12 protein-coding genes are annotated in these 14,105 nt (G+C 73.1%); 6 read left to right on the top strand and 6 right to left on the bottom strand.

The window, feature by feature from the left end; genetic code table 11:
• Positions 1-201: 201 nt before the first annotated feature.
• From DEJ47_RS11455 to DEJ47_RS11440, 4 genes are read right to left on the bottom strand one after another with little or no spacing between them, the layout of a single operon-like run.
• Positions 202-999 (bottom strand): aminotransferase class IV, encoded by a 798-nt coding sequence (locus DEJ47_RS11455; protein WP_150167472.1) that lies wholly within the window; start codon positions 997-999, stop codon positions 202-204.
• Positions 996-1,526 (bottom strand): redox-sensitive transcriptional activator SoxR, encoded by a 531-nt coding sequence (soxR, locus tag DEJ47_RS11450; RefSeq protein ID WP_150167470.1) that lies wholly within the window; start codon positions 1,524-1,526, stop codon positions 996-998. Before soxR ends, DEJ47_RS11455 begins: the two co-directional genes overlap by 4 nt.
• A 37-nt stretch (positions 1,527-1,563) precedes the next feature.
• Positions 1,564-2,847 carry a sensor histidine kinase gene (locus tag DEJ47_RS11445; RefSeq protein ID WP_223828309.1) on the bottom strand — a complete coding sequence of 428 codons (1,284 nt, stop codon included), beginning with the start codon at positions 2,845-2,847 and terminating at the stop codon, positions 1,564-1,566.
• Between the two features lie 14 nt (positions 2,848-2,861).
• Positions 2,862-3,581 carry a hypothetical protein gene (locus DEJ47_RS11440; protein WP_150167466.1) on the bottom strand — a complete coding sequence of 240 codons (720 nt, stop codon included), beginning with the start codon at positions 3,579-3,581 and terminating at the stop codon, positions 2,862-2,864.
• 246 nt (positions 3,582-3,827) lie between these two features.
• Between DEJ47_RS11440 and DEJ47_RS11435 the strand changes: the two genes are divergently transcribed.
• Together DEJ47_RS11435 and DEJ47_RS11430 are read left to right on the top strand one after the other, a co-directional pair.
• Positions 3,828-4,316 (top strand): gamma-glutamylcyclotransferase family protein, encoded by a 489-nt coding sequence (locus DEJ47_RS11435; RefSeq protein WP_150167464.1) that lies wholly within the window; start codon positions 3,828-3,830, stop codon positions 4,314-4,316.
• Positions 4,317-4,422: 106 nt separating this feature from the next.
• Complete coding sequence (locus tag DEJ47_RS11430; RefSeq protein WP_150167462.1) at positions 4,423-4,713, top strand: DUF6355 family natural product biosynthesis protein; 291 nt, start codon at positions 4,423-4,425, stop codon at positions 4,711-4,713.
• Positions 4,714-4,777: 64 nt separating this feature from the next.
• Here the strand turns inward: DEJ47_RS11430 and DEJ47_RS11425 are convergent, their stop codons facing one another.
• Positions 4,778-6,985, bottom strand: a complete 2,208-nt coding sequence (locus DEJ47_RS11425) for a molybdopterin oxidoreductase family protein (RefSeq protein WP_150167460.1) — start codon at positions 6,983-6,985, stop codon at positions 4,778-4,780.
• 147 nt (positions 6,986-7,132) lie between these two features.
• Positions 7,133-7,903 carry a vancomycin high temperature exclusion protein gene (locus DEJ47_RS11420; RefSeq protein WP_150167458.1) on the bottom strand — a complete coding sequence of 257 codons (771 nt, stop codon included), beginning with the start codon at positions 7,901-7,903 and terminating at the stop codon, positions 7,133-7,135.
• Between the two features lie 338 nt (positions 7,904-8,241).
• On the opposite strand from DEJ47_RS11420, the gene DEJ47_RS11415 reads away from it, so the two are divergent.
• The 4 genes from DEJ47_RS11415 to dnaG all read left to right on the top strand — a co-directional run bounded on the left by DEJ47_RS11415 (position 8,242) and on the right by dnaG (position 14,018).
• Positions 8,242-9,270: a sirohydrochlorin chelatase gene (locus tag DEJ47_RS11415; protein WP_150167456.1), complete on the top strand. Its 1,029-nt coding sequence runs from the start codon at positions 8,242-8,244 to the stop codon at positions 9,268-9,270.
• A 61-nt stretch (positions 9,271-9,331) separates the two neighbouring features.
• A complete protein-coding gene (locus DEJ47_RS11410) occupies positions 9,332-10,642 on the top strand; it encodes a deoxyguanosinetriphosphate triphosphohydrolase (RefSeq protein ID WP_150167454.1) in 1,311 nt (436 codons plus the stop codon).
• 165 nt (positions 10,643-10,807) lie between these two features.
• Positions 10,808-12,070, top strand: a complete 1,263-nt coding sequence (locus DEJ47_RS11405; RefSeq protein ID WP_150167452.1) for an NAD(P)/FAD-dependent oxidoreductase — start codon at positions 10,808-10,810, stop codon at positions 12,068-12,070.
• A gap of 43 nt (positions 12,071-12,113) precedes the next feature.
• A complete protein-coding gene (gene dnaG, locus DEJ47_RS11400; protein WP_150167450.1) occupies positions 12,114-14,018 on the top strand; it encodes a DNA primase in 1,905 nt (634 codons plus the stop codon).
• Positions 14,019-14,105: the final 87 nt, after the last annotated feature.

The raw sequence follows: 14,105 nt of genomic DNA, 5'->3' as shown, positions 1-14,105 counted from the left end.
CCGAGGTAAGTGGCACTCGGCGGCCCACGCCTCCTGATGGGCCATCAGAAAGGTGGTGAGGGTTCGCCCCCTGACGGGGCGGAGGGAACGTTCCAGCAGGTCACCGGCGTGCCGAACCCCCGTGCCCGAAGGGTGCGCGGCGCGGCTGTGAATGGGTGACCCGGGCCCGCGGCGCGACTCGACGCCGAGGCGACCCGGCCGTCAGACGGTGTCCCACGGCACGTCCTCGTACACCCCGGCCACCCGCGCCATCAGCCGCTCGTCGACCCCGTACGCCACGTCGTCGATCCGCCGCACGGGACGCACTCCCCACGCGTTGGTGACGAAGGCCGCCCGGTACGTGGGGAGGTCCGCGAGGGTCACCGGGGCGTGCCGGGTGGGCAGCCCCGCGGCGGGCAGGCGCGACGCGACGAGCCGCATCGTGATGCCGGCCAGGTGCGGCGCGTCCGGCCACACGACGCCCGTGCCGTCGAAGAAGGCGATGTTCGTGACCGCGCCCTCGCTGACCTCCCCGCCGGGGCCGGTGAGCAGGACCTCGTCGAACCCGTCGGCCCGCGCGAGCTCCGCGTGGCGGGCCTGCCCGAAGCCGCCCAGGTGCTTGATGTGCGCGAAGGGACGCTGATACGCGACGGAACGCAGCGACTGCGCCCGTTCCCCCATCGTCGCGGGCAGCTCCGTGGGCGGCCGGACGGTGACCAGGTGGGACGGCTTTCCGTCCGGGGCGTGGACGTGGACCCGTACGGACGCGTCGGTGATGTCGTCGCGCAGGATGTGCCGGACGAGACCGCGCACGTGCTCGCCCTCGACCCCGTGTCCGAACAGTTCACGCGTCGCCGCGTCGAGCCGCGCCAGGTGCAGGTCGAGGCCGCGCACCCTGCCGCCCCTGACCTGCATCGCGGTGAAGTGCCCGGTCTGGACGAGGGCCGGCCACAGGAGGCTCTCGGCGGTCGCGGGCCGCCCGTCGACCTCGACGCGCTGTGCCGGTGCGGGGCCGGTCACGCGGACACGTCCTCCTCTTCCTGGTCGTTGTCCGCGGTGCCGTCGCAGGCCCCGGTCGCGCAGGGGACCTTCTTCTCCACGAGGCGCCGCGGGCCGGGGCCGCGTGAACCCAGCGTGTCCCACGTGTTGGACAGCGCGCACCTGGACAGGGAGAGGCAGCCGCAGCCGATGCAGTCGGTGAGGTTGTCGCGGAGCCGCTGAAGAGTGCGTATGCGGGTGTCGAGGTCCTCGCGCCAGCACTCGGAGATCCTCGCCCAGTCCGCGCGGTTCGGCGTGCGGTCCTCGGGGAGCAGGGCGAGCACCTCGCGGATCGTGGCGAGCGGCATGCCGAGCTGCTGGGAGGTGCGGATGAAGGCCACCCGGCGCAGGGTGTCGCGGCTGTAGCGGCGCTGATTGCCCGAGGTGCGGCGGGACTTGATGAGCCCTTCGGCCTCGTAGAACCGCAGGGCGGAGGGGGCGACCCCGCTGCGCGCTGCGAGCTCGCCGATGGTGGCTTCCTTGGCTTTCGGTGCGAGGCGGTGCGTCATGCGGTCAGCGTAGTGAGCCGTGCGGGGCCGCCGCCGGTCACGCCCGGGGCAGCCGCACCACCGCGACCGCCCCGCCGTCCGCCGCGTTGGAGAACTCCACGCGGGCGCCGATCACCTGGGCCTGCCCGCACGCGATGGTCAGACCGAGGCCGGTGCCCTGGCCGCGCTCCCGCGCGCCGGTCTGGAAGCGTCGCGGGCCGTCGTCGAGGAGGTGGCCGGGGAAGCCGGGTCCGTGGTCGCGGACCGTGACCTCGACGCCGTCGACCCGCACCTCGACCGGGTCGTCGCCGTGCTTGCGGGCGTTGCCGACGAGGTTGGTGACGATGCGCTCCAGGCGGCGCGCGTCGGTACGGACGAACGTGTCGTACGCGCTCTCCGCGCCCACCGCCGTGAACCCGGCCGCCGACCCGCCCGCGCGCTCGGCGATGGACTCGACGAGCGGCCCCAGCCGGTGCACCCCCAGGTCGGGCTTCTCCACCTCCGCGTCGAGGCGCGCCACTTCGAGGAGGTCCTCGGTGAGGGTGCGCAGGGCGCGGACCCGGTCGCGCACGAGCTCGGTCGGACGGCTCGGCGGCAGCAGCTCGGCCGCCGTGTGCAGTCCGGTCAGCGGGGTGCGCAGCTCGTGGGCGACGTCGGCGGTGAAGCACTGCTCGGCCTCCAGACGCTGCTGGAGGGAGGCGGCCATCGTGTCGACGGCGGTGGCCAGTTCGGCCACCTCGTCCTTGCCGTGCCGCGCGCCGGGCGCACGCGGATGGTCGATACGGGCGTCGAGGTCGCCCTGGCTGATGCGGCGCGCGATGGCCGCAGCGGTACGCAGCTCACGGCTCAGCCTGCTCGAGAGCCCGGCGCCGCCGAGCGCGGCGAGACCGACGACGACGGCGCCCGAGACCAGCAGCTGCCGGTCGAACTCCGCCATGTCGTCGGCCTGTTCGTGCAGCGGTTCCCGGACGGACAGGACGTGCCGGGGGTTGTCGCCGACCGGCCGCGCCGCCCACACGCACGGGTCGTCCGACGTCATGTCGAGGTAGGTGGTGCGCTGCCCGGCCAGCGCGGCCCTGCGCAACGGCGCGGGCACCTGCGGGTCGTCGACACCGGCGTCCGTGTCCGCCTGGTCGACCTGACCCGTCAGCTCGTACAGCTGCCGTACTCGCACGAGTTGGGCGATCGCACCGGACCGGGCGCCCGACGAGATCTGGTCGAGCCGCGCGTGGTGGATGAGCAGCCCGATGGCGACGGCGACCACCGCGCAGCCCGCGGCGAGCAGCGCGGCGATCTTCCAGCGCAGCCCGAGACCGTTGAGCGTGGCACGGGCCCTGGCCACGGGGCCGCACGCCATCAAGGGCCCCACGGGGAGGGGGAGTCGGCGGGCGAACCGGACGGTCCGGGCCGCCGGTCGTCCGTACCGGTCGGGTGGGGCGACCGCTTGTAGTTCTTGATGTCGCTGACCGTGGACATCCGCGCGCCGTCCCAGTGGAAGCGGACCGCCTGCTCGCCGCCGTCGGCACACGGCGTGCGCACCAGCAGGTCGGGGCCGATCGTCTCCACGCTGACGCTCCTGCCGGAGGTGAACAGGATGGGGTAGACCTTCCCGCCGCGCTCGGTGTAGACGGCGAGGATCGACCGGCCGCTCTCCGTGTCGGCGGCGACCAGCATGTCCGGCTTCTTGTCGCCGGTGAGGTCCAGGAACATCGGCGGCCGTATCCCGGCCCGCCCCGGGCGGTCGATCATCCCGCGGTCGGCGAGCGGTCTCGTACGCGGGTCGGCCCGCAGAACGGCGTGCACGTCCATCGAGGCGAGCCCGCCCGCGTGGACCTTCAGGCCCCGCAGCGGCTGCGGGGGCGGCTGGCGCGTGGACGCCTCGGCGCCGGGCGCGCGCGACGTCCTGCCCGCCCAGGCGGGCCAGACCGCCTCCGGGCGCGGCTGCACGGAGACGGACGGCGCGGAATCACCGTGCCCGAGACCGTCCGTACCGGCGCACCCCGTGAGCACGAGGACCGCCACGACGGCGAACAGGGCGGCGCCCGGCAGGAGCAGGCGGCGAGGCATCGGATTCATGGGTGGCTGACCGTCACGTGGGGGGCGCTGGTGGTGGCCGGTCCGGGGCTGCGTCCGGGATTCGGCAGGGGGACCGGCCACCGCTCCCGACGTTAGGAACCCTCCATCACGAAAATCAGGAGATTGTGTAACAACTGCCCCTAAGCCGGTCGTCGGCACCGTGCTCGGGACCTAAGCCCAGGCCCCACGACCCGGACCCCGGACCCACACCCCCACTGCGCCACGCCCCCGCTGGACAATCGCCGTATGAGCGACGACGAACCCGGCACGGCCCGGCTGCCGTTCTTCGTGTACGGCACGCTGCGCCCCGGCGAACCCAACCATGCGGTCCACCTGCACGGCAGGACCGCGAAGGAGGAGTCCGCCCTCCTGCCGGACGCGCTCCTCTACGACGGCCCCGGCTACCCGTACGCCGTCGAGCACCCCGGCAAGGGCCCGGTCCGCGGCGAACTCCTGACCGCACTCCCCACCGCCAACGCCCCCCTCCTGACCGCCCTGGACCTCCTGGAGGAGTACATCCCCGGCGACCCGCACAACCTCTACGAACGAGTCGTACGCGACGTACTCGACCGGACCGGCGCCCCCGTCCGCGCCTGGGTCTATGTAGCGGCCCCGCGCATCGCCGCCGGCCTCCGCGCCTCCGGCTCGGTCATCGGGACGGGCGACTGGGCCGCACACCGAAAGGCCCAGCTCAAACGCTTACGCACCCGATCCAGTGATCTGAATCACTCGTGAGAGCGAGTTGACGAGACTACGGACAGTGAGCACCGCGAAGCTCTGCGTGTGCACCTCCAGGTGCGCGTGTCGGTGCCAGTGCACCTTGTCCTTGAAGGAGCCGCTCATGCGAGTTCGCCGTTCCCTGCCGGCCATCATCGGCGCCCTGGCCGTCGGCCTCGGTATGACCATGGCGTCCTCGGCCTCCGCCGAGCCCGCGGCCGTCCAGAACCCCTGCGGGTTCTACGAGACCCACAGCGACGCCTACTACAACCACTGCACCAGCGACGGTTCGCGCATCGTCATCGAGATCGACGACTGGGGCCCCAACAGCGAGCGGTGCGTGGGCCCCGGCGTGACCTGGATCGGCTCCGCCTCGGGCGTCGACGGCGCCTGGTACACGGGCCGCACCTGCTGATTCGCACCTCCCCTTGCACGACCGCGGACCCGGGGCACCAGTCCCGGGCCCGCACCATTCCCCCTCACACCCGCTCCACCCGCACCGCGCACACCTTGAACTCCGGCATCCGCGACACGGGATCCAGCGCGGGATGCGTCAATGTGTTGGCCCGACCCTCGCCCGGCCAGTGGAACGGCATGAACACCGTGTCGGCGCGGATCGCCGACGTCACCCGCGCCGGCGCCACCGCCCGGCCGCGCCGTGAGACGACGGCGACCGGATCGTCCTCCTCGACCCCCAGACGCGCGGCGAGCCGCGGATGCAGCTCCACGAAGGGCCCCGGAGCCGCAGCGTTGAGCTCGTCGACGCGCCGCGTCTGGGCCCCGGACTGGTACTGCGCGAGCACCCGTCCCGTCGTGAGCAGCACCGGATACTCCGCGTCCGGCTCCTCCGCCGCGTCCCGGTGCACCACCGGCACGAACCGCGCCCGCCCGTCCTCGGTGGCGAACCGCTCCAGGAACAGCCGCGGCGTCCCCTCGGCCCGCCCGCCCTGGGCCCGTCCACCTTCGGCCACCGCACCCCCGGCCCCCTCGGGGCACGGCCAGAACACCCCCTTCCCGTCGTCCTCCCTCAACCGCTCGTAGCTGATCCCCGAGTAGTCCGCGGGCCCGCCCGCGCTCGCCCTGCGCAACTCCTCGAACACCTCCTCCGGGTCGGTCGGAAACCCCTTCCCGTGCCCGAGCCGCTCCGCGAGCCCGTGCAGCACGTCGAGATCGCCGCGCACCCCGGCCGGCGCGGTCACCGCACGCTGCCGCAGCAGCACCCTCCCCTCCAGGTTCGTCACCGTCCCCGTCTCCTCCGCCCACTGCGTCACCGGCAGCACCACGTCCGCGAGGCACGCCGTCTCCGACAGGACCACGTCCGCCACCGCGAGGAAGTCCAGCGACCGGAGCCGCTCCTCCACGTGCGCGGCCCGCGGCGCCGACACGACCGGGTTGGAGCCCATCAGGAGCAGCGACTTGATGTCCCCGCCCAACGCGTCGAGCAGTTCGTACGCCGACCTGCCCGGACCCGGCAGCGAGTCCGGGTCCACTCCCCACACCCCCGCCACATGAGCCCGCGCCGCCGGATCGGTCAGCTTCCGGTAGCCGGGCAGCTGGTCCGCCTTCTGGCCGTGCTCCCGCCCGCCCTGCCCATTGCCCTGCCCCGTCAGGCACCCGTACCCGGAGAACGGCCGTCCGGCGCGCCCCGTGGCGAGACACAGATTGATCCACGCCCCCACCGTGTCCGTGCCCTTGGACTGCTGCTCGGGACCGCGCGCCGTGAGCACCATCGCGGCGTCGGCGCCGCAGAAGAGCCGCACCGCGTCCCGCAGTCGGGGCACCGCCACCCCCGTGATCCGCTCGACGTGCTCCGGCCAGTGCGCCATCGCCGCCGCCCGTGCCTCCTCCCATCCGCTCGTCCGCTCCTCGATGAACGCCTCGTCCGTGCGCCCCTCCGCCACGACCAGGTGCAGCAGGCCGAGCGCCAGGGCGAGATCCGTACCCGGCCGCGGCGCCAGGTGCAGGTCCGCCTGCTCGGCGGTCCTGGTCCGCCGGGGGTCCACGACGATCAACGTGCCGCCGTTCTCCCGCAGCTCCGTCAGATACCGCAGCGCGGGCGGCATCGTCTCGGCGAGGTTCGACCCGACGAGGATCACGCATCCGGTGCGCGGGATGTCCTCCAGCGGGAACGGCAGCCCCCGGTCGAGCCCGAACGCCCGCTGCCCGGCGGCCGCGGCCGACGACATGCAGAACCGTCCGTTGTAGTCGATCTGCGACGTGCCGAGCGCGACCCTCGCGAACTTGCCCAGCGCGTACGCCTTCTCGTTGGTCAGACCGCCCCCGCCGAACACGCCGCACGCGTCCGCGCCGTACTCGGCCCGTGTGCGGGTCAGCCCGTCGGCGACCCGGTCGAGCGCCTCCTCCCAGGTGGCCGGGGTGAGCTCACCCGTGGCCCGGGACCGCACGAGTGGCTCCGTCAGCCGCACCCGCGAGGAGAGCACCGCGGGTGCCGTGCGCCCCTTGCCGCACAGGGCGCCCTTGTTCACCGGGAACCCGGTCCGCTCCACGACCTCCACCCCCTGGGGGCCCGTGACCAGGTCCATCCCGCACTGCAGCGCGCAGTACGGACAGTGGGTCGAGGTCGCGGGCGAACCGGAGGTCTCTGGTGCTGCGGGGGGCGCTGGGGTCGCGGACGTCTCGGGTGTCGCGGGTGTCGCGGGTGTCACCGGTGTCGCCGTGGAGTGCATGCGGTCCAGCCTCCGCCGGACTTGTTACACGCCCCGACCCGCTCGCGTTACGCACGCGGTAAGCCGACCTCAGCGAGGACCGCGGCTCACTGTGAGACGCCCGCGCCGCACTGCGAGGTGCCCGTGTCCCGCTTGGGCGGCCCGGCTTCAGCGCGGAGCGGCCAGTGCCCTGGGCACACCCGGCTCCCGCTTCCCCAGGAAGCGCGGGTCCGGTTCGAACACCGCGTCGACCGCCGCCTTGCCCGCCGCGAGGACCTCCCGCGCGCCGCCGTAGTACCAGGTCTCGTCGTGCTTGGCGTCCACCGCGACCCCGTACGACGAGACGCCCGCGGCGTCGCACAGCGCGACCGCCCTGCGTATGTGGAAGCCCTGGCTGACCAGCACCGCCCGGTCCACGCCGAATATCTTCTTGGCGCGCACGCAGCTGTCCCACGTGTCGAACCCGGCGTAGTCGCTCACGATCCGGCGGTCCGGCACCCCGTGCTTCTTCAGGTAGGTGCGCATCGCGTCCGGCTCGTCGTACTCCTCGCGGCTGTTGTCACCCGTGACGAGCACGACCTCTATGCGGCCCGTGCGGTACAACTCCGCTGCCGCGTCGAGCCGGTGCGCCAGGTATGGAGACGGCTCGCCCTGCCACAGTCCGGCGCCGAAGACCACGGCCACGTGTGCGCGCGGCGCATCGGCGACCGACCCGATCCTGTCCTTCGTCGACACGAACAGCCAGGTCGCGGGCAACAGTGCGAGCACGCACAGGGCCATCACCGCCTGTACCGTCCGCCGCTGTTCCTTCCGCGTGCGCGGCAGCCGCAGCCACGCGGGCCTGCGCGGCCTCCCCGCCCGGCGTCCTGCCTGTCGCCCCGCCGGTCGTCCCGTCCACCGCGCCGCCCATCGCGCCGAAAGCTCCCCACGTCTCTTCATCGGCGATCCGCCCCCGTGCCCCGTGTCCCGCCGGATCCCCCCGATCCGATCAATGCCTCAACGGTAAGCCGCCCCGCCGGCCACGTCAGCGACCCGTGCCCCCGAAACACCCCCCACGCGCCCCCCCCACATCACCCCCACACCGCCCCGAAGACCACGCGTCCCGCCCCTGAGACCACGCCCGTCCTGCCCCTGAGACCACCCCCGCCCGCCCCCGAGACCACCCCCCGCCTCTCCCCCCGCCCCTGACATCGCCCCACCACCCGCCGTGAGCCCGGTGAAAACAGTCGTCACCGCCGCGCAACGCCCCGGCAACACGTCCCGGCCATCCTCGGTTCATGACGCCGTCGAACCCTCTTCGCGACGAGTCCGGCAGCACTCACCTCGACAGTACGGCGCAGATCATGGACCGCATCTCCAGCCAGCTCGGCACACAGCTCAGCCTCGTCTCACCGGACGGCACCCGTCGTCGCCACCCCCGCCGCGCCGCCCACCCGGGCCTCCGCCCGGACCCGAGCCCAGCCCCGAGCCCGGACTCGCGCCCCACCCTCGTCCTGGTCGCCCACGGCAGCCGCGACCCGCGGGCCCTCGCCACCGTCACGGCCCTCGCCGAGCGCGTCCGCGAGCAGCGACCCGGACTCGCCGTCCGGCTCGGTCACATCGAGCTGAACGAACCGCTGCTCACCGACACGCTGCAGGACCTCACGGCCCAGGCCACCGGTCAAGCCGTCGGCCGAGCCGTCGGCCAAGCCGTCCTCGTCCCCCTCCTCCTCTCCCGGGGCCAGCACGTCAAGCGCGACATCCCGGCCGCCGCCGCCCGCTTCCCCGACCTCGGTACCCGCGTCGCCGCCCCGCTCGGCCCCCACCCGCTGCTCGCCGAGGCGCTGCACGCCCGGCTCCTCCAGGCCGGCTGGCCCGAGAGACCTGCCGGGGCCGGGGCCGGAGGTGGGTCCGGGGCCGGGTCCGGGTCCTGGGTCGGTGCGCGACACAGGCACGCCGTGGTCCTCGCCGCCGCGGGCTCCCGCGACCCGGAGTCGGCCGCCGACACGGAGACCGCCGCCGGGCTGCTCGCCGAACGGCTGCGTGTCCCCGTCGTCCCCGCCTACGCCGCACCCACCCCGGCCTGCCCCCGAAGCGTCCCCGAAGCGCTCGAAGCGCTGGCCGCGCAAGGGCGGACACGTACCGCCGTCGCTTCCTACTTCACCGCCCCCGGGCGCTTCGCCACCCAGAGCGCGGGCGCCGCCCCCTGGATCGCCGCGGCCCCCCTCGGCCCACACGCCGCACTCGCCCGTCTCGTCCTGCTCCGCTACGACCAGGCACGCAGCGCCCCCGTATCCGTCTCCCGACGCACCCTCAGCAGCGTCTGACCGAGGCCGAATCCATGAGGCCAGATCCCTGTTTGTCACTGCTTGCGTCTACTGTCGGTGCATGGAAGGCACAGCACCGAACGCGCGATACGAGGCGTACAGCGCCTATGACGAAGCAGCCGTGGAGCGGTGGGCCACCGAGCCCGACAAGAGGCCGGGGCGCACGGCCTTCCAGCGCGACCGCGCGCGCGTCCTGCACTCCGCGGCCCTGCGCCGCCTCGCGGGCAAGACCCAGGTCGTCACGCCGGGCACCCGCAGCCAGGCCTGGGACGCCAGTGCGCGTACGCGTCTGACGCACTCCCTGGAGTGCGCCCAGGTGGGCCGTGAGCTCGGCGCCGCGCTCGGCTGCGACCCCGACCTGGTCGAGACGGCCTGCCTCTCCCACGACCTCGGGCACCCCCCGTTCGGGCACAACGGCGAGCAGGCGCTGAACGAAGTGGCACGGGACTGCGGCGGTTTCGAGGGCAACGCCCAGTCGCTGCGGCTGCTCACCCGCATCGAACCGAAGCGGTTCATCCGCTCCGAGGCCACCGACGAACTGGTCAGCGTGGGACTCAACCTCACGCGTGCCGCCCTCGACGCCGCCACCAAGTACCCGTGGCCGCTCGGCGCCCACCCCACCGACCCGTCGTCGGTGAAATTCGGTGTCTACGAAGACGACCGTCCCGTCTTCGACTGGATCCGCAAGGAGGCCCCCGGGCAGCGCACCTGCTTCGAGGCGCAGGTCATGGACTGGTCGGACGACGTCGCGTACTCGGTCCACGACTTCGAGGACGGCCTGCACGCCGGGCACATCGACCCGAACGCGCTGCACGCCGAACCGGAGCGCCAGGACGTCTTCGCCGTGGCCCTGGGGCGGTACGTTCCCGAGGACACCGACCCCGAAGAGCTCGCCCAGGCCCTCGACCGCCTCCTGGACCAGGAGTGGTGGCCGCACGGGTACGACGGATCGGCGGTCGCGCAGGCCCGGCTGAAGGACGCCACCAGCCAGCTCATCGGCCGCTTCTGTCTGGCGGCGGAGACGGCCACGCGCGTGCGGTACGGCCAGGGCCCTCTCACGCGGTACGCCGCCGAGCTCGTCGTGCCCCGCGAGGCACGGCACGAGTGCGCGGTCCTCAAGGCCGTGGCCGACCGCTACGTGATGCAGCGCCCCGCCCAGGAGCGGCTCCGCGCGGACCAGCGCATCGTCGTCGCCGAGCTCGCCGAGGCGCTCACCGCCCGCGCCCCCGACGGTCTCGACCCGCAGTTCCGCGCGCTGTTCGACGCGGCGCCCGACGACCGTGCCGCGCGGCGCGTCGTGATCGACCAGATCGCGTCCTTGACGGACGCCGCCGCGCGCGCCCTGCACACCCGCCTGACGTCGAGGCCCTGAGCGGGGGGACGTGGGTGACGGGATGTGGCCGGTCGGGGGCGGGCCCCCTTCCGCCCGCACGCCGCGTGCGGGACGCTCCCAGTGGCGGCAAGCCCAGTTGGCAAGTGTGGCAAGACTGAGTTCTTCCGGGGTACATCCCCGGTACCCCGGGCAAGGAGGCATCAAGTGGTCGACGCGGATCAGACGTTCGTCATTGTCGGAGGAGGGCTGGCCGGAGCCAAGGCGGCCGAAACGCTCCGCTCCGAAGGATTCACCGGCCGGGTGATCCTCATCGGCGACGAGCGTGACCACCCCTACGAGCGTCCGCCCCTGTCCAAGGGGTACCTCCTCGGCAAGGAGGAACGCGACAGCGTCTTCGTCCACGAACCCGGCTGGTACGCGCAGGCCGACGTCGAACTGCACCTGGGCCAGACCGTCGTCGCCATCGACCGCGAGGCGAAGAGCGTCCGTCTGGGTGACGGCGCCGTCATCCACTACGACAAGCTCCTGCTGGTCACCGGTGCCGAGCCGCGCCGCCTCGACGTTCCCGGCACCGACCTCGCAGGCGTCCACCACCTGCGCCGCCTCGCGCACGCCGACCGCCTGCGGCACGTCCTCGCCTCCCTCGGCAGGGACAACGGCCACCTCGTGATCGCGGGCGCGGGCTGGATCGGCCTGGAGATCGCGGCGGCCGCCCGGGAGTATGGCGCGGAGGTCACCGTCGTCGAGGCCGAGCAGACCCCGCTGTACGCCGTCCTCGGTCCCGAGGTCGGCCAGATGTTCGCCGACCTGCACGCCGAGCACGGCGTCCGCTTCCACTTCGGCGCGCGCCTCACCGAGATCGCGGGCCAGGACGGCATGGTCCTCGCCGCCCGCACGGACGACGGCGAGGAGCACCCGGCGCACGACGTCCTCGCCGCCATCGGAGCAGCCCCCCGCACCGCCCTCGCCGAGTCCGCGGGCCTCGCCCTGGTCGACCGCGCCGCCGGCGGCGGCATCGCCGTCGACGCGTCGCTGCGCACCTCCGACCCCGACATCTACGCGGCGGGCGACGTGGCCGCCGTCCACCACGCGCTCTTCGACACGCGGCTCCGCGTCGAGCACTGGGCCAACGCGCTCAACGGAGGCCCGGCCGCCGCACGCGCGATGCTCGGCCAGGACGTCACGTACGACCGCGTGCCGTACTTCTTCTCCGACCAGTACGACGTCGGCCTGGAGTACTCGGGCTGGGCGCCTCCGGGGACGTACGACCAAGTGGTGGTGCGCGGCGACACCGGAAAGCGCGAGTTCATCGCGTTCTGGCTGCGCGACGGAGAGGTCCTCGCGGGCATGAACGTGAATGTGTGGGACGTCACGGACCCCATCCAGCAGCTGATCCGCAAGGGCGTGCGCCCCGACCCGGACGCCCTCGCGGACCCGTCGACCCCTCTGGCGTCGCTCCTGGGGTGACCGGCCGGACAGGAGTGTCACAGGCGAGCCGTAGTATTCCTACGTGGCAGGCAGGATCAATGACGAAGACGTGAAGGCGGTTCGGGACGCGGTCCCGATCGACGCCGTGGTCTCCGACTACCTCCAGCTGCGCAACGCGGGGGGCGGAAACCTCAAGGGCCTGTGCCCCTTCCACGACGAGAAGTCCCCGTCCTTCCAGGTCAGCCCGAGCAAGGGTCTCTTCCACTGCTTCGGCTGCCAGGAAGGCGGCGACACGATCGCCTTCGTGATGAAGATCGACCACCTCACGTTCTCGGAGACGGTCGAGCGCCTCGCCGCCCAGGCGGGCATCACGCTGCGCTACGAAGAGGGTGGGTACAACCCCGCGCACCAGCGCGGCGAGCGGATCCGCCTCGTCGAGGCCCACAAGATCGCCGCGCAGTTCTACGTGGACCAGCTGGAGAGCCCCGAGGCCGAGATCGGCCGGAAGTTCCTCGCCGAGCGCGGCTTCGACCAGTCCGCCGCCGCGCACTTCGGCGTCGGGTACAGCCCGGCCGGCTGGGACCACCTCACGCGCTTCCTGCGCGGCAAGGGCTTCACCGACAAGGAGCTCACCCTCTCCGGCCTCTCCCAGGAGGGCCGCCGCGGCCCCATCGACCGCTTCCGCGGCCGTCTCATGTGGCCGATCCGCGACATCGGCGGCGACGTGGTGGGCTTCGGCGCGCGCAAGCTCCGCGACGACGACAACGGCCCGAAGTACCTGAACACGCCCGAGACGGCGATCTACAAGAAGTCCCAGGTCCTCTACGGCATCGACCTGGCCAAGAAGGAGATCGCCAAGACCAGCCGCGCCGTCGTCGTCGAGGGCTACACGGACGTGATGGCCTGCCACCTGGCCGGCATCACCACCGCCATCGCGACCTGTGGCACGGCCTTCGGCGGCGACCACATCAAGATCCTCCGCCGCCTCCTGATGGACAACGGCTCGGCCCGCGTGATCTTCACCTTCGACGGTGACGCGGCGGGTCAGAAGGCGGCCCTGCGCGCCTTCGAGGACGACCAGAAGTTCGCCGCCGAGACGTACATCGCGATCGCCCCCGACGGCATGGACCCCTGCGACCTGCGGCTCGCCAAGGGCGACGCGGCCGTCGCCGAGCTCGTCGAACCGCGGACACCGCTCTTCGAGTTCGCGCTGCGCCAGATCGTCGCGCGGTACGACCTGGAGACCCCCGCGGGCCGCGCCGCCGCCCTCGACGAGGCGGGCCCCGTCGTGGCCCGCATCAAGAACAGCGGCGCGCAGCACGAGGTCGCCGTGCAGCTCGCCGGCATGCTCGGCATCCTCGACACCCAGTTCGTCGTCAAGCGCGTCGCCCAGCTCGCCCGCTGGGCCCGCGACCGCGGCGGCCGGGGCCCCGCCCCCGCACCGGCGGCCCAGCGCTCGGCGGGGGCGTACGAGAGCGCGCCGCAGGGCTTCAGCGGCCCCGCGCTCAACCTTCGCAGCCCCGCCCACCGCACCGAGCGGGAGCTCATCAAACTTGCTCTGCAGTACCCGCAGTTGGTCTCCCCGGCCTTCGACGCGTACGGCGTCGACGAGTTCACCGCCCCGCCCTACGCCGCGGTGCGCCGCGCCATCGAGGAGGCGGGCGGCGCGGAGTACGGCGCACAGGACCCGCAGGAGTACCTCGTACGCGTCCGTGAGGCGGCGCCCGACGACGCGGTCCGCGCGATGGTCACCGAACTCGCCGTCGAGGCGATCCTGCGCAAGACCGTCGACGAGATGTACGCGGGCATCCAGCTCGTGCAGGTCCGGCTGCGCGCCGTCGACCGCCGCATCCGCGACGTGCAGGGCACCCTCGCCCGCCTCGGCGCGGGCGGCGACCCGCAGCATCTGACCGCCGTGCAGAACGAGTTGTGGGTCCTCCAGCAGTACGGGCAGGCGCTCCGCGAGCGGGGCGCGGACGCACTCTGACGCGTCCACCGGGCTCCCCGGCGATTGAGTTCGGGGAACCGGGGTTACCCGTCGGGTAACCACGCGGTCACGGACCGGACTCAAAAA

It is taken from the genome of Streptomyces venezuelae, assembly GCF_008642355.1.
GTDB lineage: Bacteria > Actinomycetota > Actinomycetes > Streptomycetales > Streptomycetaceae > Streptomyces > Streptomyces venezuelae_B.
Note: the sequence above shows the minus strand (reverse complement) of the source record. Positions and strands in the feature narration are given on the sequence as shown.

Bases quoted from the DNA above. Each gene is read 5' to 3' on its own strand.
- DEJ47_RS11415 (WP_150167456.1), top strand. From the start codon at position 8,242: ATGACGCCGTCGAACCCTCTTCGCGACGAGTCCGGCAGCACTCACCTC.
- DEJ47_RS11440 (WP_150167466.1), bottom strand. From the start codon at position 3,581: ATGAATCCGATGCCTCGCCGCCTGCTCCTGCCGGGCGCCGCCCTGTTC.
- DEJ47_RS11420 (WP_150167458.1), bottom strand. From the start codon at position 7,903: ATGAAGAGACGTGGGGAGCTTTCGGCGCGATGGGCGGCGCGGTGGACG.
- DEJ47_RS11430 (WP_150167462.1), top strand. From the start codon at position 4,423: ATGCGAGTTCGCCGTTCCCTGCCGGCCATCATCGGCGCCCTGGCCGTC.
- DEJ47_RS11425 (WP_150167460.1), bottom strand. From the start codon at position 6,985: ATGCACTCCACGGCGACACCGGTGACACCCGCGACACCCGCGACACCC.
- DEJ47_RS11435 (WP_150167464.1), top strand. From the start codon at position 3,828: ATGAGCGACGACGAACCCGGCACGGCCCGGCTGCCGTTCTTCGTGTAC.
- soxR (WP_150167470.1), bottom strand. From the start codon at position 1,526: ATGACGCACCGCCTCGCACCGAAAGCCAAGGAAGCCACCATCGGCGAG.
- DEJ47_RS11410 (WP_150167454.1), top strand. From the start codon at position 9,332: ATGGAAGGCACAGCACCGAACGCGCGATACGAGGCGTACAGCGCCTAT.